The organism is Pseudomonas ogarae (genome assembly GCF_014268695.2).
GTDB lineage: Bacteria > Pseudomonadota > Gammaproteobacteria > Pseudomonadales > Pseudomonadaceae > Aquipseudomonas > Aquipseudomonas kilonensis.
Genome location: NZ_CP077086.1, coordinates 2,366,062 through 2,391,039, shown reverse-complemented (window position 1 = coordinate 2,391,039; position 24,978 = coordinate 2,366,062). Strand labels below are relative to the sequence as shown.

The window sequence follows — 24,978 nt, the reverse complement described above, 5'->3', positions numbered from 1 at the left end:
TCAGCAAGCCCTTCTGCCACAGAGGTCTGTGTCGTATCAGGAATACCGCAACGCCTGCGCCGGTTCGATCTTCGCCGCACGCCACGCCGGGTACACGGTGGCGAGGAAGCTCAGGATGAACCCGGCCGAGCAGATCAGCACCACGTCGCCACGCTGCAGCTCCGACGGCAGGTTGCTGACGAAGTACACGTCGGAACTGAAGATGTGCTGGCCGCTGACCCGCTCCAGCCAGCCCACCAGCGCACTGACGTTCAGCGCCGCGATCACCCCCAGCACGCCGCCAATCAGCGTGCCGACAACGCCGATCACCGTGCCCTGGACCATGAAGATCGCCATGATCTGCCGCGGCGTGGCGCCGATGGTGCGCAGGATCGCGATGTCCGCGCCTTTGTCGTTCACTACCATGATCAGGGTGGCGATGATGTTGAACGCCGCCACCGCGACGATCATCAGCAACAGCAAGCCGATCATGGTTTTTTCCATTTTCATGGCACTGAACAGGCTGCCCTGGGTGTGGGTCCAGTCGTCGGCCTTGTAGGCCGCGCCCAGGCCGGTGGCGATGTCACCGGAGACCTTCGGCGCCGCGTACAAATCCTTCACCGCCAGGCGCACGCTTTGTACCTGGTTCGGCTGCCAATGCTGCATCTGTGCGGCATCGGCCAGGTGGATCAGCGCCATGGAGCCGTCCAGCTCCGCGCCCACCTTGAACACACCCACCACATTCAGCCGCTGCATCCGTGGGGTGATGCCACCGGGAGCCGTGCTGACTTCCGGCACGATCAGGGTGATTTTGTCGCCGACGTTCAAGCGAAAACGCCGGGCGGTAATTTCGCCAATCACCACGCCAAACTCGCCCGGCTTCAAGGCATCGAGACGCCCCTGGACGATATGCTGGGCGACGATGGACACCTTGCCCTCCTGGGCCGGATCGACGCCGCTGATCTGGATCGGCTGCATCGAGCCCTTATGGCTCAGCATCCCTTCCATCTCGGTAAACGGCACGGCAGCGATGACTTCAGGATTTTTCAGCGCCGCAGCGGCCACCGGCTGCCAATCGTCGATCGGATTGACGCCGACGATAGTGGCGTGGGGCACCATGCCGAGGATGCGCGAGCTCATTTCGCGCTGGAAGCCGTTCATCACCGACAACACCACGATCATCGCCAGCACACCCAGGGCGAGGCCGATCATCGAGGTCATGGAGATGAACGAAACAAAGCGATTGCGGCGCTTGGCGCGGGTATAGCGCGTGCCGATAAAGATCGATAACGGTCTGAACATTCGCGGGGCACCGTATGAAAATAAAAGACCCGGCACTTGCAGCAAGTACCGGGTTTCGGTCGGTCAGATGGGCGTCAGGCAACCTTCCTGCAAGTGCAGGACGCGGTCCATCTGCCGGGCCAGGTTCATGTCGTGGGTCACCACCAGGAACGCGGTGCGCATCGACGTGCTGAGCTCCAGCATCAAGTCCTGGATGCCTTGGGCAGTGTGGGAGTCGAGGTTGCCGGTCGGCTCGTCGAGCATCACCAGGCCAGGCTTGTTGACCAGGGCCCGGGCAATCGCCACGCGCTGGCGCTCACCACCGGACAGCTCGGCCGGCTTGTGCTCCAGGCGATGCCCCAGCCCTACCCGCTCCAGCAACGCCGTGGCTCGCTGACGGGCCTCAGGAATCGCCGTGCGACCGATCAACAGCGGCATGCAGACGTTTTCCAGCGCGGTGAACTCGGGCAGCAAATGGTGGAACTGGTAGACGAAGCCCAGGGAACGGTTGCGCAGCAGGCCACGGGCCTTCTCGTTCAGCGCCGAAAGCTCTTCGCCGGCCAGCCAGACACTGCCGGCGGTTGGCGTATCCAGGCCGCCCAGCAGGTTGAGCAAGGTACTTTTGCCCGACCCGGAGGTGCCGACAATCGCCACGCGCTCGCCAGGATGCAACTCCAGTTGCAGGCCCGACAACACCACCACCGACTCCGGGCCTTCCTCATAGGATTTGCCCAGGTTGCGGCAGCTCAAGATTGCTTTTTCACTCATGCCCGACTCACTCATAACGTAACGCCTCCGCAGGCTGGGTGCGCGCGGCACGCCAGGCAGGATACAGGGTGGCGAGGAAACTCAGGACCAACGCGGCGCCGCAGACCATCAACACGTCATCGGCCTGCAATTGCGATGGCAGGTAGTCGATGAAGTACACGTCGGCGTTGAGAAACTTGTGCCCGATCAGGCCTTCCAGGCCGGCAATCGCGGCGCTGACATTCAGCGCGGCGAACATCCCGACCAGGGCGCCGACGAACGTACCGATCACACCGATGACCGTGCCCTGGACCATGAAGATCCGCATGATCTGCCCCGGCGTGGCGCCGAGGGTGCGCAGGATGGCGATGTCGCCCTTCTTGTCGTTCACCACCATCACCAGGGTGGAGATGATGTTGAACGCCGCCACGGCAACGATCAGCAACAGCAGCAGGCCGATCATGGCTTTTTCCATGCGGATCGCCTGGTACAGGTTGCCGTGGGTGCGGGTCCAGTCCCGGGCGTAGAAGCGGTCTTCCCCGAGCTGCTGGGCGATGGTCCATGCAACGCGCGGTGCCTGGAACAGATCATCGAACTTCAACCGCAGGCCCTGGACCTGATCCGGCTTCCAGCGATGCAGGCGCGCCAGGTCCTGAAGGTTGGTGACGCCCAGGTAACCGTCCAGCTCGCCGGCGCCGACATGGAAAATGCCGACCACGGTAAAGCGTTTCATGCGCGGGAACATGCCGCCCGGGGTCACGGTGACTTCCGGGGCGACGAAGGTCAGCTTGTCGCCAATGGCGACGCCGAGCTTGGCCGCGGCCTTGTCGCCGATGACGATGCCGAAACTGCCTGGCGCCAGGTCGTCGAGTTTGCCCTGCTGCATGAAGTTGTCGATGATCGAGACCTGCCGCTCGAGCCCGGGGTCGATGCCATTGAGCAAGACCTTTGACACCTTGCCGTCGTTGGTCAGCAGCCCCTGCATCTGGGTGAACGGCGCCACGGCCAGCACCTGCGGGTTCTGCTTGACCTTGGCGGCCAGGCTCGGCCAATCGCTGATGGCTTCGCCGGATTCGAGGGTCGCGTGGGGCACCATGCCCAGCACGCGGGTGCGCATCTCATGGTCGAAGCCGTTCATCACCGAGAGCACGACGATCATCACGACCACGCCAAGGGCCAGCCCGATGATAGAGGTCAGGGAAATGAACGATACGAAATGATTGCGACGCTTTGCACGGGTATAACGCGTGCCGATAAATACGAAGAGAGGTCTGAACATGTCGGGGCTTGTTCGGAGGGAAAAGGAACGTCCTTGTGGCGGGGGTCACAAACCAGCTTTACACTCAGACCACCGCCGCTACCATGGGTTCGCCATGTCGACATTAGATGAAGAAGATCGCCGCGAATACTACCGTATCGAGGACACGATCGCACTGGAAATTCGGCCCCTGTCCATTCCTGAAGCTGCTGGCCAGGAAGTGTTGCAGGATGCTTCTCCATTGTTCAATCTGCTCAGTGAATTGCACCTGAGCGAATTCGAGTCACAGCACCTGCTGCGCCAGATCAGCGAGCGCGAACGCAGCATCGCGGCGTACCTCAAGGCAATGAACAAACGCATCGACCTGCTCAGCCAGGTCATTGCCCTCACTGCGCTCGGCGAAATCGGCGAACCACAGCCGGTGATCATTTCCGAAGGCGGCGTCGACTTCCAACACCCCACACCGATCGCCATCGGCTCCCACCTGTCGATCAAACTGGTGCTGATGCCCCAGGCCCTCGGCTTGTTGCTGCGGGCGCGGGTCACCCACTGCGACCCCAAGGGCGACGGCTACGACGTGGGCACCGAGTTCGAACGCCCGACCGACGCCCAGCGCCAGTTGCTGGCCCGCTACATCCTGCAGAAACAGGCGCAAGAGCGTCGCCTGGCCCGGGAACAGAACGACTCAGGTATCAATAAGGAAGAACCGTGACCCTCATTTATGGCCACCGCGGCGCCAAGGGCGAAGCGCCGGAAAACACCCTGACCGGTTTTCAGGAATGCCTCAAGCACGGCGTACGCCGTTGCGAGCTGGACCTGCACCTTTCGATGGACGGCGAGTTGATGGTGATCCACGACCCGACCCTCAAGCGCACCACCGATCGCCGGGGCAAGGTGGTCGAGCATACCGCCGCCGAGCTGGTGACCTACGATGCGCGCAAGGGTGGCCCGGGCTGGATCAAGCCGTGCCCGATCCCACGCCTTGAGGAACTGTTCGAGAAGTGTGATTTCGAGCACTGGCAACTGGAGGTCAAGAGCGCCTCGCGCACCCGCGCCGCCGCCACGGTGCTGGGCATCCGCGAAATGGCCCAGCGCTTCGGGCTGCTGGACAAAATCACCATCACGTCCAGTTCCCGGGAAGTGCTCAAGGCAGCCCTGGACCTGACCCCGGACATCTCCCGCGGACTGGTGGCCGAATACGCCTGGCTCGACCCGTTGAAGGTCGCCCAGAGTTACGGCTGCGAGATTCTGGCGCTGAACTGGACCCTGTGCACGCCGGAACGCCTGATCAAGGCGCAGCGCCAGGGGCTGCATGTGTCGGTGTGGACCGTCAACGAGCCCGCGCTGATGCGCAGGCTCGCCGACTTTGGCGCTGACAGCCTGATTACAGACTTTCCCGGTTTGGCCACTGCCACCCTCGAGAATTGCTGAAATCGGTCTCCCCGGCCGGCTCAGGCCACCGGCCGGAGCCGCTCAAAAAAGCCGGTTGAGCCCGTCATAGGCGGCTACCCGATAGGCTTCGGCCATGGTCGGGTAGTTGAACGTGGTGTTGACGAAGTACTTCAACGTGTTCAATTCGCCCGGCTGGTTCATGATCGCCTGGCCGATGTGCACGATCTCCGACGCCTGGTAGCCGAAGCAGTGCACGCCCAGCACTTCCAGGGTCTCGCGGTGGAACAGGATCTTCAGCATGCCTTGCGGCTCGCCGGCGATCTGCGCCCGCGCCATGCTCTTGAAGAAGGCCTTGCCCACTTCGTACGGCACCTTGGCCTGGGTCAGCTCCTGCTCGTTCTTGCCGATCGAGCTGATCTCCGGAATGGTGTAGATCCCGGTCGGCACGTCGTTGACGAAGCGCCAGCTGCCATTGTCGACAATGCTGCCAGCAGCCGAACGGCCCTGGTCGTGGGCGGCACTGGCCAGGCTCGGCCAGCCGATCACGTCACCGGCACCGTAGATGTTCGGTACGCAGGTACGGTAGTTCTCGTCGACTTCGATCTGGCCACGGCTGTTGACCTTCACGCCGATGTTTTCCAGGCCCAGGGTGTCGGTGTTGCCGGTACGGCCGTTACACCAGAGCAAGGCGTCGGCCTTGATCTTCTTGCCGGACTTGAGGTGCAGGATCACGCCATTGTCGACGCCTTCGACGCGGTCGTAGTCTTCGTTGTGGCGCACGGTAATGTTGTTGTTGCTGAAGTGATAGCTCAGGGCCTGGGAGATTTCCGAGTCCAGGAAGCTCAGCAACTGGCCGCGGTTGTCCACCAGTTCCACCAGCACACCCAGGCCGCTGAAGATCGAGGCGTATTCGCAACCGATCACGCCAGCGCCGTAGACGATGAGCTTACGCGGGGTGTGCCCCAGGCTCAGGATGGTGTCGCTATCGTAGATACGTGCATGGTTGAAATCGATGTCGGCCGGACGATACGGGCGCGAACCGGTGGCGATGATGATGTGCTTGGCCACCAGCTTCTCGACCACGCCATTGCCGCAGACCACTTCAACCGTCTGCTCGTCGGCAAAGCTGCCGGTGCCGAAGAACACATCCACGCGGTTGCGGGCGTAGTAGCCGGTGCGCGAGGCCACCTGCTTGGAGATCACCTTCTCGGCGCTCTTGAGCACGTCCGGGAAGGAGAACCAGCGCGGCTCGCCGATGGCCCGGAACATCGGGTTGGTGTTGAACTGCATGATCTGCCGGACCGAGTGACGCAAGGCCTTGGACGGGATGGTACCCAAGTGGGTGCAGTTGCCGCCGACCTGCCGACGGCTGTCGACCATCGCCACCTTGCGCCCTGCCTTGGCGGCGTTCATTGCCGCGCCTTCCCCCGCCGGGCCGGAACCCAGTACCACCACGTCGTAGTTGTAGACAGCCATGCGTACTCCTCAGAACAGGCCGCTGTGCCTCACTTGGCACCGACGGCTAAATCATGCCGGCCCGCGGCATGAAGGAACAATTTGGGGCCGGTTCACGAGCCCGGCCACAGTCTATAGAAGCGTCAACGCCGCGCACATTACCCCTTGGTCGCGTCGTAGGCTAGTTTTGCCTGCGCTATTTCGCCACAGGTACGCTTTCGTAACGCTGTCATCATTGGCTTTTTCCGCTGCTCATCCGTTCAAACACATCGTTGGTGCGGGTGACAAAACCATCTTTGTCCCGCAGCACGAAAAATACCCCAATGCCATGTTTCTGGGCATAGTCCCAACCCCGTTCAGGACCGAGAATCAGCAACAGCGTCGATAGTCCATCGGCCATCAACGCCGAAGGATGAATCACCGTGACTGACGCCAGGTCATGTAGGACCGGCGCACCCGTACGTGCATCAAAGGTGTGGGAATAACGCTTGCCGCCCTGTTCAAAATATTTACGGTAGTCGCCCGAGGTGGAAACCCCGTAGCCATTGACCTCGATGACACGCTCGGCCACTTGCCGATCATCCCGGGGTTCTTCCAGGGCGATACGCCAGGCCGAACCATCGGGCTTGCGCCCCGCGGCCTTGAGTTCACCGGTGGCTTCGGCCAGGTAACTGTCGATCCCCAGGGTCTGGAGCCTGGCGGCGATGCGGTCGACGGCATAGCCCGCGGCGACACTGTTGAAGTCGACTTCCACTGCGGCGTCCTTGCACAACCGGTCGCCCTCGATGCGCAAATGACCATGACCAACGCGCTGGCGCACCAGGGTCAAGGCTTCGGCGGTCGGAACTTTTTCTTCGCGAGACTGGGGACCGAAGCCCCACAGGTTCAGCAGCGGCTCCACGGTCAGGTCGAAGGAGCCGTCGCTTTGAACCGACAACTGCTCACCTACGCGGACCAACTCCAGGACCGGGCCAGGCATGACTTGACAGCTATTGGCCGGCAGCGCGTTGAAACGCTCGATGTCCGAGTCGCTGCGATAGGTCGAGAGTTGCCGGTCCACTTCGGCGAGGATGCTTTCCACCTCGGCCTGTACCGTTTTCGCAGCGGGCCCGGCGGAATGCCTGACGTACTGAATCGAATAATGACTACCCATGGTCGGGCCGGCGAAGCGCTCCAGGGTGTCGCCGTTGCCGCAACCCGACAACACGCCGGCCAGCACCACAAGCCCAATCCATCGTCCAGTTAACAAATCTTCATCTCCCCTCAAAACCGCGCCGGCCATTATGAACCCCAGCGCACGCAAAAAACCCTGTGGGAGCCAATGGAGCCCTGTGGGAGCAAAGCTCCAAGGTTCCAAGGTTCCAAGGTTCCAAGGTTCCTGCAAGGCTCCCACAGGGGTGCAGCGCTTCCATACAAGATTTGCCAGAGTGAGTACCTACACATGTCTTCCAACACGAGCAACGGCAAGGCGATTTTTCGCGTTGTCAGCGGCAACTTCCTGGAGATGTTCGACTTCATGGTCTACGGCTTCTACGCCACGGCCATCGCCAAGACGTTCTTCCCCGCCGACAGCGCGTTCGCCTCGCTGATGCTGTCCCTGGCCACGTTTGGTGCCGGGTTCCTGATGCGCCCCCTCGGGGCGATTTTTCTCGGTGCCTACATCGACCGTCACGGCCGTCGCAAAGGCTTGATCATCACCCTGGCGCTGATGGCGATGGGCACAATACTGATCGCCTGCGTGCCGGGCTACGCGGTCCTTGGCGTGGCGTCCCCCTTGCTGGTGCTGCTGGGCCGATTGCTGCAAGGCTTCTCCGCCGGCGTGGAACTCGGTGGCGTGTCGGTTTACCTGGCGGAAATCTCGACACCGGGGCGCAAGGGCTTCTTTGTCAGTTGGCAATCCGCCAGTCAACAGGCTGCCGTGGTATTCGCCGGCCTGCTGGGGGTTGGCCTCAATCACTGGCTGAGCCCCCAGGAAATGGGGGATTGGGGCTGGCGCGTACCGTTCCTGGTGGGTTGCATGATTGTCCCGGCGATCTTCATGATCCGTCGTTCGCTGGAAGAAACACCTGAGTTCCAAGCGAGAAAACATCGTCCCAGCCTGTCGGAAATTGTCCGCTCCATCGGTCAGAACTTCGGCATTGTCTTGGCCGGTATGGCGCTGGTGGTGATGACCACGGTGTCGTTCTACCTGATCACCGCCTACACACCGACCTTCGGCAAGGCCGAGTTGAACCTGTCGGACCTGGATGCGCTGCTGGTCACGGTGTGCATCGGCTTGTCGAATTTCTTCTGGCTGCCCGTAATGGGGGCGTTTTCCGACAAGATCGGACGTAAACCCCTACTGCTCGGTGCGACGGTCCTGGCGATCCTCACCGCCTATCCGGCACTGTCCTGGCTGGTGGCGAACCCCAGCTTCAGCCATTTGCTGATCGTCGAGCTGTGGTTGTCGCTCCTGTATGGATCCTACAACGGTGCAATGGTCGTGGCCTTGACGGAAATCATGCCGGTCGAGGTGCGCACCACCGGTTTCTCCCTGGCCTACAGCCTGGCGACAGCGACGTTCGGCGGGTTTACCCCGGCGGCCTGTACGTATCTGATTCATGTATTGGATAACAAGGCCGCGCCAGGGATATGGCTCAGTGGTGCGGCGGTGCTGGGGTTGATTGCAACCTTGGTGCTGTTCAAGGGCAATCGGCATGAACTGCGGACAGCGCAGGCCTCTGTAGTAGGCGGCGCCTGACAGATCGCCTTCGCGAGCAAGCCCGCTCCCACAGTTTGTCCGCGTACATCCTGTGGGAGCGAGCCTGCTCGCGAAGAGGCCGGCCCAGCCAACACAAACCTCCAGATACAAAAACGCCCCGACAAGTCGGGGCGTTTTCACAAGCAGCTAAAGCTTAGCGCGGGAACGCTGGCGGGTTTACACCGGCCATGTCTTCCATCACGCGAACCACCTGGCAGCTGTAACCGAATTCGTTGTCGTACCAGACGTACAGAACAACGCGGTTGTCTTGGCTGATGGTAGCCTCAGCATCCACGACACCGGCGTGGCGCGAGCCGACGAAGTCGGTGGACACCACTTCCTGGGAATTGACGAAGTCGATCTGCTTGTGCAGGTCGGAGTGCAGCGCCATGTAGCGCAGGTACTCGTTCATCTCTTCACGGGTGGCGGCTTTCTCAAGGTTCAGGTTGAGAATGGCCATCGACACGTTCGGCGTCGGCACACGGATCGCGTTGCCGGTCAGCTTGCCAGCCAGCTCAGGCAGGGCCTTGGCAGCGGCGGTGGCAGCACCGGTCTCGGTGAGGACCATGTTCAGCGCGGCGCTGCGGCCACGGCGGTCGCCCTTGTGGAAGTTGTCGATCAGGTTCTGGTCGTTGGTGTACGAGTGAACCGTTTCGACGTGACCGTTGACGATGCCGAACTTGTCGTTCACTGCCTTGAGCACCGGCACGATGGCGTTGGTGGTGCAAGAAGCAGCGGAGACGATCTTGTCGTCAGCGGTGATTTCGCCGTGGTTGATGCCGTGAACGATGTTCTTCAGCTTGCCCTTGCCAGGCGCAGTCAGCACGACGCGGTCGATGCCCGGGCAGGCCAGGTGCTGGCCCAGGCCCTCGGCATCACGCCATACACCGGTGTTGTCCACCAGCAGTGCGTCCTTGATACCGTACTGGGTGTAGTCGACCTCGGTCGGGCTCTTCGCGTAGATCACCTGGATCAGGTTGCCGTTGGCGAGAATGGTGTTGTTCTCTTCATCGATGATGATGGTGCCGTTGAACGAACCATGGACCGAATCACGACGCAGCAGGCTGGCGCGTTTGGTCAGGTCGTTCTCGGCGCCCTTGCGCACCACGATGGCGCGCAGGCGCAGGCCGTCGCCGCCACCGGTTTTTTCGATCAGGATGCGCGCCAGCAGACGGCCGATACGACCGAAGCCGTACAGGACCACGTCAGTGCCTTTGCGAGCCGAAACGTTCTGCTGGCCAACCACATCAGCCATCTCTTCACGAACGAACTGCTCGGCGCTACGGCCATTGCCTTCGTTACGGAATTTGAACGCCAACTTGCCCAGATCCACCGAAGCCGCGCCGAGCTTGAGCTCGCTCATGGCTTTGAGCAGGGGGAATGTTTCGTGGACGGAGAGTTCGCTGTCGTCGGAAGAACGGTGGCGAGCAAAGCGGTGGGCTTTGAGGATCGCGATGACAGACTGGTTGATCAGGCTGCGGCCATAGATCGAGCTCACCACGTTGTTATTGCGGTAGAGCTGACCGATGAGAGGGATCATCGCTTCTGCGAGAGCTTCACGATCAATCCATTCACCAAGACACTGGTCGGGCTTCTGAGTCACGGTAACCTTCCACATGTAGGGGCTGAAAAAAGGGGCTACATTATGCCGCCGAGTCCTCGGCGGAGCAATGCGCGCCTGTCGCACCGTGGTTTTCCTGTCTGCCCGGGTAGTCTGCGACTGACAGCAGCCCCCTTCCCCCGCTACAATTGTCGACTTTGTCGCAATGCTGGAGCTCAATCTTCCGTGCCCGTTCTGCGTCTTCCGCTTCTCCCTGCCGCGGCAGGTAAACAGCACTGGGGCAACCTGCCCGGTGCCGCCCTGAGCCTGGCCATCGCCGAGGCTGCCAGCGCTGCAAAGCGTTTCACCCTGCTGCTGACCGCCGACAGCCAAAGCGCCGAGCGGCTGGAACAGGAGCTGAGTTTCTTCGCCCCGGATTTGCCGGTCTTGCATTTCCCGGACTGGGAAACCCTGCCCTACGATCTGTTTTCGCCGCACCAGGACATCATTTCCCAGCGAATCGCCAGCCTTTATCGGCTGCCGGAACTCAGTCATGGCGTTTTGGTAGTGCCGATCACCACGGCCCTACATCGCCTGGCACCGACCCAATTCCTGCTGGGCAGCAGCCTGGTGCTGGACATCGGCCAGAAGCTTGATGTCGAGCAAATGCGTACCCGCCTTGAGGCCAGTGGCTATCGTTGTGTCGACACGGTGTACGAACACGGCGAGTTCGCGGTACGCGGCGCCTTGATCGACCTGTTCCCGATGGGCAGCAAACTGCCTTATCGCATCGACCTGTTCGATGACGAAATCGAGACCCTGCGCACCTTCGACCCGGAAAACCAGCGCTCCATCGACAAAGTGCAGTCGATCCGCCTGTTGCCGGCCAAGGAGTTCCCGCTGCAGAAAGACGCCGTGACCCGCTTCAAGGCACGCTTTCGCGAGCGCTTCGATGTGGATTTCCGGCGCTGCCCGATCTTCCAGGACCTGAGCAGCGGGATCACGCCCGCCGGCATCGAGTACTACCTGCCGCTGTTTTTCGAAGAAACCTCCACCCTGTTCGATTACCTGCCCCAGGACACCCAGGTGTTTTCCCTGCCGGGCATCGAGCAGGCTGCGGAAAACTTCTGGAACGACGTGCGCAACCGCTACGAAGAACGTCGCGTCGATCCTTCCCGGCCTCTATTACCGCCGGCCGAGCTGTTCCTGCCGGTGGAAGACTGTTTTGCCCGCCTCAAGAGCTGGCCAAGGGTGGTGGCGAGCCAGCAGGACGTGGAAACCGGCGTCGGCCGTGAACGTTTCCCGGCCAAGGCATTACCGGACCTGGCCATCGAAGCCAAGGCCACGCAACCTTTGGCGGCGCTGGCGAGCTTTCTCGATGCATTCCCCGGTCGCGTGTTGTTCACCGCCGAATCCGCGGGTCGTCGCGAAGTGCTGCTGGAGCTGCTTGAGCGCCTGAAGCTGCGACCGAAGACGGTGGACAGCTGGCCGGACTTCGTCGCCAGCAAGGATCGCCTGGCGATTACCATCGCACCGCTGAACGATGGCCTGGTCCTGGATGACCCGGCCCTGGCCCTGGTCGCCGAAAGTCCGTTGTTCGGCCAACGCGTCATGCAGCGCCGCCGTCGCGAGAAACGCGCCGACGCTGCCAACGACGCTGTCATCAAGAACCTCACCGAACTGCGCGAAGGCGCGCCCGTGGTGCACATCGACCATGGCGTAGGCCGCTACCTGGGCCTGGCGACACTGGAAATCGACAGCCAGGCCGCCGAGTTCCTGACCCTGGAATACGCCGAGGGCGCCAAGCTCTACGTGCCGGTGGCGAACCTGCACCTGATCGCCCGCTACACCGGCAGCGACGACGCCCTGGCCCCGCTGCACCGCCTGGGCTCGGAAACCTGGCAGAAAGCCAAGCGCAAGGCGGCCGAACAGGTGCGCGACGTGGCCGCCGAACTGCTGGACATCTACGCCCGCCGCGCGGCCCGCGAGGGCTATGCCTTCGCCGATCCGAAAGCCGACTACGAAACCTTCAGCGCCGGTTTCCCGTTCGAAGAAACCGTCGACCAGCAGACCACCATCGAAGCCGTGCGCGCCGACATGCTCGCGCCCAAGCCCATGGACCGACTGGTGTGTGGCGACGTGGGCTTCGGCAAGACCGAAGTGGCGATGCGCGCCGCGTTCATTGCCGTGCATGGTGGCAAGCAGGTGGCGATCCTGGTGCCGACCACCCTGCTCGCCCAGCAGCACTACAACAGTTTCCGCGACCGCTTTGCCGACTGGCCAGTGACCGTGGAAGTGATGAGCCGTTTCAAATCCACCAAGGAAGTGAACGCCGCCGTGGCCGACCTGGCCGAGGGCAAGATCGACATCGTCATCGGCACGCACAAGCTGCTGCAGGACGACGTGAAGTTCAAGAGCCTGGGGCTGGTGATCATCGACGAAGAGCACCGCTTTGGCGTGCGCCAGAAAGAACAGCTCAAGGCCCTGCGCAGCGAAGTCGACATCCTGACCCTGACCGCCACGCCGATCCCGCGCACGTTGAACATGGCGGTGTCGGGCATGCGCGACCTGTCGATCATCGCCACGCCGCCGGCCCGGCGCCTGTCGGTGCGCACGTTCGTCATGGAGCAGAACAAAAGCACGATCAAGGAAGCCCTGCTGCGTGAGCTGCTGCGCGGCGGCCAGGTCTATTACCTGCACAACGACGTGAAGACCATCGAGAAATGCGCCGCCGACCTGGCCGAACTGGTACCGGAAGCGCGCATCGGCATCGGCCACGGACAGATGCGCGAGCGCGAACTCGAACAGGTGATGAGCGACTTCTACCACAAGCGCTTCAACGTGCTGATCGCCTCGACCATCATCGAGACCGGCATCGACGTGCCAAGCGCCAACACCATCATCATCGAGCGCGCCGACAAATTCGGCCTGGCCCAGCTGCACCAGTTGCGCGGCCGAGTCGGGCGTAGCCACCACCAGGCCTATGCCTACCTGTTGACGCCACCGCGCCAGCAGATCACCCCGGATGCGGAAAAGCGCCTGGAAGCCATCGCCAATACCCAGGACCTCGGCGCCGGTTTCGTGCTGGCCACCAACGACCTGGAAATCCGCGGTGCCGGCGAATTGCTCGGCGACGGCCAGAGCGGCCAGATCCAGGCCGTCGGCTTCACCCTGTACATGGAAATGCTCGAACGCGCGGTCAAGTCGATCCGCAAGGGCGAACAGCCGAACCTCGATCAACCCCTGGGCGGCGGACCGGAAATCAACCTGCGGGTGCCGGCGCTGATCCCGGAAGATTACCTGCCGGACGTCCACGCGCGGCTGATCCTCTACAAGCGCATCGCCTCGGCCAGCGACGAGGAAGGCCTCAAGGACCTGCAGGTGGAGATGATCGACCGCTTCGGCCTGCTGCCGGAACCGACCAAGAACCTGGTGCGCACTACGCTGCTCAAGCTCAAGGCCGAACAACTGGGCATCAAGAAAGTCGACGGCGGCCCCAACGGCGGCCGGATCGAGTTCGAGGCCCAGACGCCGGTCGATCCACTGGTGCTGATCAAGTTGATCCAGGGCCAGCCCAAACGCTACAAGTTCGAAGGTGCCACGATGTTCAAATTCATGGTGCCCATGGAGCGCGCGGAAGAGCGCTTCAATACCGTAGAGGCGCTGTTCGAGCGCCTCACTCCGACCACTGCTTGAAGGACGCCACATGCGCCTGTTTCGCTCACTGACCTTGTTGTTGACCCTGGTCGCCCCCCTGGCGTTTGCCGACGACCTGTATCAGGTTGAAATGATTCTGGTGCGCCAGAACGCCGAGCCGGCGATTGTCAGCCGCGCCGCACCGGAAGACTGGGACGCCGGCGCGCAACGCCTGGGCGCGGACAGCCAGCGCACGCCGGCCCTGGGCCACATCGTCGAGAAACTCACCGCCAGCGGCCAATACACCGTGTTGATGCACAAGGCCTGGCAGCAGACGCTCGGTGAACAGGGGCGCAAAGTTGCCATCAGCGACGGCGCCGAACAGTTCGGGCAATTCCCCATCGAGGGCACCCTGGAACTGAAACTGGGCCGTTTCACCGACGTGGATGCCGATTTCTGGATCAACCAGATCAACGCCAATGGCCTGGTCACCTCCAGCGAGCGCCTCAAGCAGCAGAGCCATACCAAGAATGGCCAACTGAATTTTCTCGACAACGGGCATCTTGGCCTGCTGATCAAGATCACCTCGTTGACCGCGCCCGCACCACGGCAGGCACCTGAAGTCATTCCGGACTGATTGGCGCGCCTATGCCCTCGCCCCTGAGCAAACCCCTGGCACCTTCCTGGGTCAATCGATTCAAGGAACAGAGCCTGGAGCGCGGGCGCCGTTATGCGCTGGAAAACCGCGTCAGGATCGTCGAGGCCGGCGACAGCACCATCACCGCCAGCTGCGAAGGCTCTGGCGGCAACGTCTACCGTCAGACCATTCGCCTTAAAGAGTCAGCCAAGGGCGCGCTGATTCTGCTCGAAGCCGCGTGCTCCTGCCCGGTGCGCATTAACTGCAAGCACTGCGCGGCGGTGTTGCTGCAAGTCCAGGAAACCCTGGCCTACCCGGCCGCCGAAAAAGACGCGCAGTTGCTGGAGAAACTCCAGGCCGTGCTGGACAACCGCAGCCCCAAGGCCCCGCCACAAGTACTGGTGGACAACGTGCAACCGGTGCCGCGGCTGTGGCTGGCCAGCATCGAGTTCAGCGCCTTCGAGCCGCGCAACGGCAAGATGCAGCGCTACATTCAACACCGCGCCGCGCTGTCCTTCAGTTACCTGGACGAGTACGTCAGCGGCCAACGCAACACCGACGTGCTGATTCGCCAGGAAACCCAGACACTGCGGATAAAACGCCACACCGATGTGGAACAGTCCTACCGCGAACAGCTGCGAATCCTCGGTTTCAAGGTTGCGACCCGACAAAGCAAGGCCCTGCCGGAAAGTGCCGGCGAACTGTACGAGATGGTCAACGACAGCGCCTGGCTGACGTTCACCCTCAACGACCTGCCGAAACTGCGCACCCAAGGCTGGGAATTGCAGATCGATGAGGACTTCGGCTTTGACCTGACGGCGGTGGACGAGTGGTACGCCACCGTCGAGGAAACGCCGGAGCGGGACTGGTTCGACCTGGAACTGGGGATCATCGTCAACGGCGAACGCCTGAGCCTGTTGCCGATCCTGCTGAACCTGATGCGCTCGCACATCGAACTGTTCAACCCGGAACGCCTGGCCCGGCGCCGGGACGATGAACTCATTCTGGTCAACCTGCCCAACCGCCCGAACTCGGAGTTCGGCCCACAGCAGGTGGCCCTGCCCTACGGCCGGCTGAAACCGGTGCTGGCGACCCTGGGCGAGTTCTACCTGCAAGAGCCCGGCACCACCAAACTGCGCCTCAACAGCGCAGACGCTTTGCGCCTGAACCCGCTGCAGGACATGCCGCTGACCTGGGAAGGTGGCGAACACATTCGCGGCCTGGCCCAACGCCTGCGGGACATCAAGGATTACACCGCCACCGCGCCAGAAGGCCTGAATGCGAAGCTGCGGCCTTATCAACTTGAAGGCTTGAGCTGGATGCAATCGCTCAGGCAATTGGAAGTCGGCGGGATCCTCGCGGACGACATGGGCCTGGGCAAAACCCTACAGACCCTGGCGCACATTCTCAGTGAAAAACACGCCGGACGCCTGGACCGGCCGTGCATGGTGGTCATGCCGACCAGCCTGATCCCCAACTGGCTCGACGAGGCAGCTCACTTCACGCCGCAACTCAAGGTATTGGCGCTTTACGGCGCCGGGCGCAAGAAGCATTTCGACCGGTTGGCCGATTACGACCTGGTCCTCACCACCTATGCCCTGCTGCCCAAGGATGTCGAGCGTCTGGCTGCGCAGCCATTGCACGTGCTGATCCTCGATGAAGCCCAGTACATCAAGAACCCCACCAGCAAAGCCGCCCAGGCCGCCCGGGAGCTCAACGCCCGCCAGCGGCTGTGCCTGTCCGGCACGCCCCTGGAAAATCACCTGGGCGAACTGTGGTCGCTGTTTCACTTCCTGCTGCCGGGCTGGCTCGGAGACGTCAAGAGTTTCAACCGCGATTACCGTGTACCGATCGAAAAGCGCGGCAGCGAGGTACGACTGCAGCACCTCAACGGTCGGATAAAACCTTTCCTGCTACGCAGGACCAAGGAGCAAGTGGCGACGGAGTTGCCGCCCAAGACCGAGATCATCCATTGGGTCGAACTCAGCGACGCCCAGCGGGACGTCTACGAAACCATGCGCCTGGCGATGGACAAGAAGGTCCGCGACGAGATCACCCGCAAAGGCGTGGCCCGCAGCCAGATCATCATTCTCGAAGCGCTGCTCAAGCTGCGCCAGGTGTGTTGCGACCTGCGCCTGATCAACGACGCCACCCTGCCCGCCCGAGACAGCACCTCGGGTAAGCTCGACAGCCTGATGGAAATGCTCGAGGAGCTGTTTGAAGAAGGTCGCCGGGTGCTGTTGTTTTCCCAATTCACGTCCATGCTGGCGCTGATTGAAGATGAGCTGAAGAAGCGCGGCGTCGATTACGCCCTCCTGACCGGCCAGACCCGCGACCGACGCACGCCCGTCAAGGAATTCCAGAGCGGCAAGCGTCAGATATTCCTGATCAGCCTGAAGGCTGGTGGTGTAGGCCTGAACCTGACCGAGGCCGACACAGTGATTCACTACGACCCGTGGTGGAACCCGGCCACCGAAAACCAGGCGACCGACCGCGCCTACCGCATCGGCCAGGAAAAACCGGTGTTCGTCTACAAGCTGATTGCCCGAGGCACGGTGGAAGAGAAGATCCAGCTACTGCAAAAGGAAAAATCCGACCTCGCGGCCGGCGTACTGGACGGACGCGTGGCCGGGGATTGGAAACTGCAGAGCGACGACATCGAGGCCTTGTTCGCGCCGCTGCCGGACAAACTGGAAAAGCGCTAACCCCCCAAACCCTTGTGGGAGCCGAGCTTGCTCGCGATGGCGGTGGGTCAGTTGGCGCAGGTGTTGACTGTGCGGCCGTCATCGCGAGCAAGCTCGCTCCCACAGGTGATCTTGGGTGTTCATGAGCCTTGTGTTCACCGCAGATCGGCTGTGGGAGCAGGCTTGCAGAGCGCGCAGATGTTGCTCCCACCTTGCTTCGAGATAGCGACTTTCAAAAGACGCTAATCAACCAGCTGGGCAGCCCTCAGCGCGCCGAGCGCCGCCAGCCAGCGAGGGTCCTGACGGTATTCAGTGGAGGCACAGGCCTGGCCGCGCATGCGAGCGATCCGCGCCGAAGGCTTGACCTTCAGGCGCTGGGCAGCGCTCAAGGCCAACTCCGCGGCAGCACGGTCGTTGCACACCAGGCCCATGTCACAACCCGCCGTCAAAGCAGCCTCGATACGACTGGCAGCATCACCGACCACATGAGCACCGGCCATCGACAGGTCATCACTGAAGATCACGCCATCGAATTGCAACTCGCCGCGCAGGATGTCCTGCAGCCAGCGGCGGGAAAACCCGGCTGGATTGGCATCAACCTGCGGGTAGATGACATGGGCCGGCATGACGGCGGCGAGTTGCTTGCTCAGCCTGGCGAACGGTACCAGGTCGTTGGCGCGAATCTGCTCCAGGCTACGCTCGTCGTTCGGAATCGCCACGTGGGAATCGGCCTCGGCCCAGCCATGCCCTGGGAAATGCTTGCCCGTGGCGGCCATCCCGGCGGCGTTCATGCCGCGGATGAAGGCACCGGCCAACAACGCTGCTCGCTCGGGGTCACCTTCGAAGGAACGACTGCCGACAACAGCACTGCGCTGGTAATCAAGGTCCAGCACCGGGGCAAAGCTCAAGTCGAGACCGACCGCCAGCACTTCAGTGGCCATGATCCAGCCGCACTGCTCGGCCAGGTATTCGGCGTTCGGGTTGTCAGCTATCGCCCGCATCGCCGGCAACCGCACAAACCCCTGGCGCAGCCGCTGGACACGACCACCCTCCTGATCCACCGCCAATAAAAGGTCGGGGCGAATGGCGCGGATCGACGCGCTCAGCTCGCGCACCTGACGCGGATGTTCGATGTTGCGGGCAAAGATGATCAGGCCGCCTACCTCGGGCTGGCGCAACAGGTGGCGATCTTCGGCCGTCAGCCAGGTACCGGCGACGTCCACCATCAACGAGCCTTGCAGGCCAGCAGTCATAGCATTTCCTTAATAACGATGAACCCGCGCGGCAACACAGGCACAACCACACCGCTGGGCCCAAGGCCCGGCAGGTCGCGGTCATGCAACAAAAAATGGAACGGGTTCGAAACGAGAGTCGGCATGGGCGGCTAGCTTAGCGGATGTCGGCAGCCGCGCCCACCCGTGCACTCACGCCTTGGCCAGCGCCGGCGTCGATTTACTGCGCGGACGCAATTGCGCGGCAGCCATGGCTTCATCGGTGACGCCACTTTCGGCACGCATGCCGGCTGCCAGGAACGGCACCATCAGACGCATCACCTGTTCGATCGAGGTGTTCACGCCAAAATCGGTTTCAGCAATGGCGCGCAACGCCTTGATACCGGACATGCTGAACGCCGCGGCACCGAGCATGAAGTGCACCCGCCAGAACAACTCGATGGGCGGAATACGCGGTGCGGCCTCATTGACCAGCAGCATGTAGCGGCGGAATACCTTGCCGTACATGTCTTCCAGGTAACGTCGCAGATGGCCCTGGCTCTGGCTGAAGGCAAGGCCCAGCAGGCGCATGAAAATGGAAAGGTCGTTGCCGCTGCGCGGTTGCACGACAAGGGCTTGCTCGACCAGAATTTCCAGGAGTTCTTCCAGGGTCGGCTTGACGTCAGGCTTGGCCTGCCGGCGCTCCAGCTCGCGATCGAGGCTGAGGCAGAAAGGTCCGAGGAACCGCGAGAATACCGCCTGGATCAGGGCCTTTTTCGAGCCGAAATGATAGTTCACCGCCGCCAGGTTCACCCCGGCCTTGCTGGTGATCAGACGCAACGAGGTTTCAGCGAAACCTTTTTCCGCGAACAACTGCTCGGCAGCATCGAGAATGCGTTCAACGGTTTCCGACTGGGCCATGGTTACTCCGCCTGACAAACACTTGTTTGAAACATACGTTTCAGCCTAGGGGTTGTCAAGCCTGCCGGGGCGTTTTGCGAACGCCCGGTCACGTATTTAACCACACCTTTTCACGGGTGGTAGCCATGTCGCATCCAACAACCCGACCGACCGTCCAGCGGCCTGTGGAAAAAGGAGGATTGCCAAGCGGCGTTCACTGTATATAATCCCAGTCACTGTATAAAAAGACAGAGCGATCAATATGCTAAAGCTGACGCCACGCCAAGCAGAGATTCTGGCCTTCATCAAACGCTGCCTCGAAGACAACGGCTACCCGCCAACCCGTGCGGAAATCGCCCAGGAACTGGGTTTCAAGTCGCCCAACGCGGCTGAAGAACACCTCAAGGCGCTGGCGCGCAAGGGTGCGATCGAAATGACCCCGGGCGCCTCCCGTGGCATTCGCATCCCCGGCTTCGAAGCCAAGGCCGACGAAACCACCCTGCCGATCATCGGCCGGGTCGCGGCAGGCGCACCGATCCTCGCCCAGCAGCATGTCGAGGAGTCCTGCAACATCAATCCTTCGTTCTTCCATCCTCGGGCCGACTACCTGCTTCGTGTACACGGCATGAGCATGAAGGACATCGGCATCTTCGACGGTGATCTCCTGGCCGTCCACACTACCCGCGAAGCCCGCAATGGCCAGATCGTGGTGGCGCGAATCGGCGACGAGGTAACCGTCAAGCGCTTCAAGCGCGACGGCAGCAAGGTCTGGCTCATTGCCGAGAACCCTGAGTTCGCGCCCATCGAAGTGAACCTGAAAGATCAGGACCTGGTCATCGAAGGCTTGAGTGTCGGCGTCATTCGCCGCTAAAGGAGGCTTTATGCAGTTCCCTCACACACCACAACACACACAACTTCCGCTGTTCGAGGCATTCATGGCCCAACCGCTGGCTCCAGTCCTGAAAGAGGTCATCGAGTCGCCCTGGGGCGTCGAGCCCGAGGCTTTCAGCGAACTGTCGTTACGTGGTGCAGCCGGAAACTGCCTGAACCTGCTGGCGCCGATTCTGCGAGAACTCAGCCAGGACCAGGATGCTCGCTGGCTGACGCTGATCGCGCCACCGGCCAGCGTCACCCAGGCCTGGCTCCGGGATGCCGGCCTGAACCGCGAACGCATCCTGTTGTTGCAACCACGAGGCACCCAAAGCGCCCAACAGTTGACCTGCGAAGCCTTGCGCCTGGGCCGCAGCCACACCGTGGTCAGCTGGCTCAACCCGCTAACCGCGACCGCACGGCAACAGTTGATCAGCGCCGCCCGTACCGGGGACGCACAAAGTCTGAATATTCGATTGGGCTAAGACAAACGCGGGGCTTCTCCAAGGCAGAGAAGCCGACCAGCCACACTATCCAAAAAAGCCGACAGACGGGATCAATGAAGAACCCGCGGCCCCTCTTCCTTGTTGAATTCGCCTTCAACCAGGCGACCTGCCATCTGGACGCCCACGCTCAGCATCGCCTTGGCGACTTCGACGTGTTGGCCCTGGAGGAATACCTTGGCATCTTCGGAGAAGTTCAGGGTAACCAGAGAACCCTCGTCCTCAGCCCTGCGCAGCTCGATGCGGCCATCAGGAAGTTCGACAATTTCTAGAAAGGACGTAGGCATAAAAGTCTGTTCTCCACGAAAGGCGAGGATTATATAGTCATCGGCCAGGCTCCGCTCGGGATCTTGACCAAGTGTTATCAACGAACGTAACGGGCCGGGGGCGAACTCAGCACTCGTTCAACCCTTCACGAAAGCGTATCGCCAGGCTCTTGAGGTTCTGACGCCAGCTCTCCAGCGCCTCCCGGCTCAACTCCTGCTCAGGTTCTTGTTCGTCCAGATTGACCGCCACGATCAACGGCTGGGTCACGTCCCCCTTGGGCTTGCGCGGGGCCCGCGGCGGCTCGAACAGCGCCGCATGGGCCGCCAATAGCTTCGCCAGCCAGGTTTCCGGGTTGTGCGCCAACTCGACCATTTCGGCCAATTCCGGGATAGCGATGGTTTCCAGCACTTCGCGGGTCAACAACAGCTCGGCCCGCGGCGCATTCGCTTGTGGCAGGCGATAGAAACCAGCGATTTCATGGCACAACCCCAGCAACGCACCGTACAGGTGAAACAACGCGGATTCGCGTCCTGCCTGGAGCAACGCCGGGGAATTCATCGCACGCCCATCCTCGGCCCTGGTGAGCGCTTCGAGCGACAGACCGGCGAAATAGATCTTCTGATTGGTGCGGGTATAGAGTTCGTGGGCCATGACGGCATCTCCCCAACGAAATGAAAGCTTCACGCAAGTGCGACAGTGTCATGGATCAACCGAGGCCACTGCAAGCCAAAAACAAAAAGGCCACATGAAAACCTATGGGTTGTCATGCGGCCTTTTGTTCACTTGAGACTTATTGGGACGGCTACGCCCGAAACGTCGGACCGGTCCAGCAGGAGCAAGCCCCCTCGCCACACGTGAGTGCTGCCATCAGCTCTTGTCTTGCACCGTCCACTTACCGCCGTCGTAGTAGGCTTTCCAGCCAGTCGGCTTGCCGTCGACTTCGGTCTGCACGTATTGCTCCTTGGTCTTGCGGCTGTAGCGAATGACCGCCGGGCGCCCTTCCGGATCCTTCTGCGGCGCTGCACAGAGGAAATGGTACTTCGGATCGATCTCGTCCTTGTGCGGCACGATTTCCATCACCAACGGTGCACGGGTCTCGCGGTTTTTCGGGAACTGGCTGGCCGCCAGGAACAGGCCGGAGGCACCGTCGCGCAGGATGTAGGTGTCGTTGACCTTCTCGCACTTGAGCTCAGGCATCTTCACCGGGTCCATCTTCGGCGGCGCCGCGTCACCGCTCTTGAGCAGTTTGCGGGTGTTCTTGCAGGTCGGGTTGGTGCAGCCGAAGAACTTGCCGAAACGGCCGGTCTTGAGCTGCATCTCACTGCCACACTTGTCGCATTCCAGGCTCGGGCCTTCGTAGCCCTTGATGCGATAAGTGCCCTCTTCGATCTCGTAGCCGGCACAGTCCGGGTTGTTGCCGCAGATGTGCAGCTTGCGCTTTTCATCCAGCAGGTAGGCATCCATCGCCGTGCTGCAGATCGGGCAGCGATGCTTGCCGCGCAGCACCAGGGATTCCGACTCACCCTCGTCGTCCGCAGCGATTTCGTCGCCCGGCACCAGGTTGACCGTGGCCTTGCAGCGCTCCTTGGGTGGCAGGCTGTAGCCCGAGCATCCCAGGAATACGCCGGTCGAGGCGGTACGGATTTGCATCGGACGCCCGCAGGTCAAGCACGGGATGTCGGTCATGACCGGCTGGTTGGCGCGCATGCCGCTGTCCGGGCTCTCGGCCACTTCGAGCTTTTTCTTGAAGTCGCCGTAGAACTCGTCGAGGACGTTTTTCCAGTCGCGTTCGCCCTGGGCCACATCGTCGAGGTTCTCTTCCATACCGGCGGTGAAGCCGTAGTCCATCAGGTTCGAGAAGCTCTCGGACAAACGCTCGGTAACGATGTCACCCATCTTTTCCGAATAGAAACGACGGTTGTGCAGCGCCACATAGCCGCGGTCCTGGATGGTGGAGATGATGGCTGCGTAGGTCGAAGGACGACCGATGCCGCGCTTTTCCATTTCTTTGACCAGGCTGGCTTCGGAGTAACGGGCCGGTGGCTTGGTGAAGTGCTGGGTCGGATCAAGCTTGATCAGCTTCATCACGTCGCCCTGGGCCATGTCTGGCAGGACGTCATCGTCCCCGGGCTTGGTGATCTGCGGCATGACGCGGGTGTAGCCGTCGAACTTCAGGATGCGGCCCTTGGCGCGCAACTCGAAGTCGCCGGCACCGACGCTGACCGTGGTCGACAGGTATTGCGCCGGCAGCATCTGGCAGGCCAGGAACTGGCGCCAGATCAGCTCGTAGAGACGTTCGGCATCGCGCTCCATGCCCGACAGCTTGCTTGGCTCGGTATTGGCATCGGACGGACGAATCGCTTCGTGAGCCTCCTGCGCGCCTTCCTTGCTGCTGTAGACGTTCGGCGTGTCCGGCAGGTACTTCTTGCCGAACTCGCTTTCTATATAAGTGCGCGCCATCGCCACGGCATCGGCCGAAAGGTTGGTCGAGTCGGTACGCATATAGGTGATGTAGCCGGCTTCGTACAGACGCTGGGCCATCATCATGGTTTTCTTCACGCCAAAGCCCAGGCGATTGCTCGCGGCCTGTTGCAACGTGGAGGTGATGAACGGCGCCGACGGCTTGCTGCTGGTCGGCTTGTCTTCGCGTTTGACGATGCTGTAGCTGGAAGCCTTGAGCTTCTCCAGCGCAGCCATGGCCTGGGCTTCGTTGAGCGGCTTGAAGGCTTCACCCTTCTCCCGGGCCACGTCAAAGCGCACGGTGGCGCCCTTGGCGGTGCCGAGGTCGGCGTGGACTTCCCAATACTCTTCAGGAATGAACGCACGGATCTCCCGCTCGCGCTCCACCACCAGCTTCACAGCGACCGACTGCACACGACCGGCCGACAGACCGCGGGCGATCTTGGCCCACAGCAGGGGCGAGACCATGTAGCCCACCACGCGGTCGAGGAAGCGACGCGCCTGCTGGGCGTTGACCCGATCGATGTCCAGCTCGCCCGGCTGGGAGAAGGCTTCCTGGATGGCCTTCTTGGTAATTTCGTTGAACACCACGCGCTTGTAGCGGCTGTCATCCCCACCAATGGCTTCGCGCAGGTGCCAGGCAATGGCTTCCCCTTCGCGGTCCAAGTCCGTCGCGAGATAGATGGTGTCGGCATCCTTGGCGAGCCGGCGCAGCTCTTCGATGACCTTTTCCTTGCCCGGGAGGATCTCGTACTTGGCTTTCCAGCCGTGTTCCGGATCGACCCCCATGCGTGAGACCAGCTGCTTGCGCGCCTTGTCTTTCGGCGACAGCGCCGGCGCTTCACCAGCAGCTGCCTTGCCGCGCTTGGCGGCTGGCTCCTTGCTGGCGCTAGCCGAACCGCTGGTGGGCAGGTCTCGGATATGGCCGATACTCGACTTCACCACGTATTGGTCGCCCAGATACTTGTTGATGGTCTTGGCCTTAGCCGGGGATTCCACAATGACCAGCGATTTGCCCATGGATCAGAAAATTCCTGAATTCTAAAAAGTGAAAGGCGGTTGGCGCCTGACGCGGCACCGCTATATATAGTGGCTGCAAGGTGAGGTCAAGCGCAGGGTTGCCTGCATACCGGCCTCAAGGCTTGGAAAAAATGCTCTCCTCGGCCTGCACCAAAGCAAAGCGTGGCACCTGTTCGCCGTCAACCTCGACGGACTCCTCGAACATGCTCAAGGGACGCACCCAAAAGCCGTAATCGCCATACAGGGCTTGATAGAAGACCACTTCTTCCTCGGTCTCGGAATGCCGCGCGATGCTGAATACGCGGTACTGCGGACCTTTGTAATGCTGGTAGAGCCCAGGTTGTATCGGCATGCTTTGGCCCTCACTCAAATTTTTTCAAAATAAAAACAAAATCTTT

20 protein-coding genes are annotated in these 24,978 nt (G+C 61.6%); 8 read left to right on the top strand and 12 right to left on the bottom strand.

Annotated elements, in window-relative coordinates; translation table 11 throughout:
- Positions 1 to 36: 36 nt before the first annotated feature.
- From HU749_RS10620 to HU749_RS10610, 3 genes are all read right to left on the bottom strand, one after another.
- Entirely contained in the window at positions 37 to 1,281 is a 1,245-nt protein-coding gene (locus HU749_RS10620) for a lipoprotein-releasing ABC transporter permease subunit (RefSeq protein ID WP_014339346.1), read from the bottom strand.
- Between the two features lie 63 nt (positions 1,282 to 1,344).
- Positions 1,345 to 2,028 carry a lipoprotein-releasing ABC transporter ATP-binding protein LolD gene (gene lolD / locus HU749_RS10615; protein WP_162843734.1) on the bottom strand — a complete coding sequence of 228 codons (684 nt, stop codon included), beginning with the start codon at positions 2,026 to 2,028 and terminating at the stop codon, positions 1,345 to 1,347.
- A 7-nt stretch (positions 2,029 to 2,035) separates the two neighbouring features.
- Entirely contained in the window at positions 2,036 to 3,286 is a 1,251-nt protein-coding gene (locus HU749_RS10610) for a lipoprotein-releasing ABC transporter permease subunit (RefSeq protein WP_186650324.1), read from the bottom strand.
- Positions 3,287 to 3,380: 94 nt separating this feature from the next.
- Here HU749_RS10610 and HU749_RS10605 point away from each other — a divergent pair, with 94 nt between their 5' ends.
- Together HU749_RS10605 and HU749_RS10600 are read left to right on the top strand one after the other, a co-directional pair.
- Positions 3,381 to 3,977, top strand: coding sequence for a PilZ domain-containing protein (locus HU749_RS10605; RefSeq protein WP_186650322.1), 597 nt, complete (start codon positions 3,381 to 3,383; stop codon positions 3,975 to 3,977).
- Positions 3,974 to 4,696, top strand: coding sequence for a glycerophosphodiester phosphodiesterase (locus HU749_RS10600; protein WP_003199672.1), 723 nt, complete (start codon positions 3,974 to 3,976; stop codon positions 4,694 to 4,696). Before HU749_RS10605 ends, HU749_RS10600 begins: the two co-directional genes overlap by 4 nt.
- A 42-nt stretch (positions 4,697 to 4,738) precedes the next feature.
- Here HU749_RS10600 and sthA read toward each other — a convergent pair whose 3' ends face one another.
- A complete protein-coding gene (gene sthA, locus HU749_RS10595) occupies positions 4,739 to 6,133 on the bottom strand; it encodes a Si-specific NAD(P)(+) transhydrogenase (protein WP_003183399.1) in 1,395 nt (464 codons plus the stop codon).
- Positions 6,134 to 6,344: 211 nt separating this feature from the next.
- A complete protein-coding gene (locus HU749_RS10590) occupies positions 6,345 to 7,394 on the bottom strand; it encodes an FAD:protein FMN transferase (protein WP_189664627.1) in 1,050 nt (349 codons plus the stop codon).
- A 159-nt stretch (positions 7,395 to 7,553) separates the two neighbouring features.
- Here HU749_RS10590 and HU749_RS10585 point away from each other — a divergent pair, with 159 nt between their 5' ends.
- Entirely contained in the window at positions 7,554 to 8,852 is a 1,299-nt protein-coding gene (locus tag HU749_RS10585) for an MFS transporter (protein WP_186650320.1), read from the top strand.
- Positions 8,853 to 9,006: 154 nt separating this feature from the next.
- Here the strand turns inward: HU749_RS10585 and HU749_RS10580 are convergent, their stop codons facing one another.
- Entirely contained in the window at positions 9,007 to 10,470 is a 1,464-nt protein-coding gene (locus HU749_RS10580; protein ID WP_041476049.1) for a glyceraldehyde-3-phosphate dehydrogenase, read from the bottom strand.
- Between the two features lie 168 nt (positions 10,471 to 10,638).
- Between HU749_RS10580 and mfd the strand changes: the two genes are divergently transcribed.
- Genes mfd through HU749_RS10565 form a run of 3 tightly spaced genes read left to right on the top strand, consistent with a single transcriptional unit; the run spans position 10,639 to position 17,370 of the window.
- Positions 10,639 to 14,088: a transcription-repair coupling factor gene (mfd, locus tag HU749_RS10575; protein WP_095961964.1), complete on the top strand. Its 3,450-nt coding sequence runs from the start codon at positions 10,639 to 10,641 to the stop codon at positions 14,086 to 14,088.
- 10 nt (positions 14,089 to 14,098) lie between these two features.
- Positions 14,099 to 14,665: a CsiV family protein gene (locus HU749_RS10570; protein WP_014339353.1), complete on the top strand. Its 567-nt coding sequence runs from the start codon at positions 14,099 to 14,101 to the stop codon at positions 14,663 to 14,665.
- An 11-nt stretch (positions 14,666 to 14,676) separates the two neighbouring features.
- A complete protein-coding gene (locus tag HU749_RS10565; protein ID WP_186650317.1) occupies positions 14,677 to 17,370 on the top strand; it encodes a DEAD/DEAH box helicase in 2,694 nt (897 codons plus the stop codon).
- A 221-nt stretch (positions 17,371 to 17,591) separates the two neighbouring features.
- On the opposite strand, the gene nagZ is transcribed toward HU749_RS10565, so the two are convergent.
- Entirely contained in the window at positions 17,592 to 18,590 is a 999-nt protein-coding gene (gene nagZ, locus HU749_RS10560) for a beta-N-acetylhexosaminidase (RefSeq protein WP_172436025.1), read from the bottom strand.
- Between the two features lie 183 nt (positions 18,591 to 18,773).
- Positions 18,774 to 19,481, bottom strand: a complete 708-nt coding sequence (locus HU749_RS10555; RefSeq protein WP_013692622.1) for a TetR/AcrR family transcriptional regulator — start codon at positions 19,479 to 19,481, stop codon at positions 18,774 to 18,776.
- Between the two features lie 241 nt (positions 19,482 to 19,722).
- Here HU749_RS10555 and lexA point away from each other — a divergent pair, with 241 nt between their 5' ends.
- The gene (gene lexA / locus HU749_RS10550) at positions 19,723 to 20,331 is read left to right on the top strand and encodes a transcriptional repressor LexA (RefSeq protein ID WP_003199651.1); all 609 of its coding nucleotides are present in this window, start codon (positions 19,723 to 19,725) and stop codon (positions 20,329 to 20,331) included.
- A 10-nt stretch (positions 20,332 to 20,341) separates the two neighbouring features.
- Positions 20,342 to 20,815 (top strand): SOS-induced cell division inhibitor SulA, encoded by a 474-nt coding sequence (gene sulA / locus HU749_RS10545; protein ID WP_014339358.1) that lies wholly within the window; start codon positions 20,342 to 20,344, stop codon positions 20,813 to 20,815.
- A 71-nt stretch (positions 20,816 to 20,886) separates the two neighbouring features.
- Here sulA and HU749_RS10540 read toward each other — a convergent pair whose 3' ends face one another.
- The 4 genes from HU749_RS10540 to HU749_RS10525 form a co-directional block, all read right to left on the bottom strand.
- Entirely contained in the window at positions 20,887 to 21,120 is a 234-nt protein-coding gene (locus tag HU749_RS10540) for a hypothetical protein (protein WP_003183419.1), read from the bottom strand.
- Positions 21,121 to 21,226: 106 nt separating this feature from the next.
- Positions 21,227 to 21,751, bottom strand: coding sequence for a DUF6586 family protein (locus HU749_RS10535; RefSeq protein ID WP_186650315.1), 525 nt, complete (start codon positions 21,749 to 21,751; stop codon positions 21,227 to 21,229).
- Between the two features lie 216 nt (positions 21,752 to 21,967).
- Positions 21,968 to 24,580 (bottom strand): type I DNA topoisomerase, encoded by a 2,613-nt coding sequence (topA, locus tag HU749_RS10530; protein ID WP_046065291.1) that lies wholly within the window; start codon positions 24,578 to 24,580, stop codon positions 21,968 to 21,970.
- A gap of 115 nt (positions 24,581 to 24,695) precedes the next feature.
- Positions 24,696 to 24,932: a DUF1653 domain-containing protein gene (locus HU749_RS10525; protein ID WP_003199644.1), complete on the bottom strand. Its 237-nt coding sequence runs from the start codon at positions 24,930 to 24,932 to the stop codon at positions 24,696 to 24,698.
- Between the last annotated feature and the right edge of the window lie 46 nt (positions 24,933 to 24,978).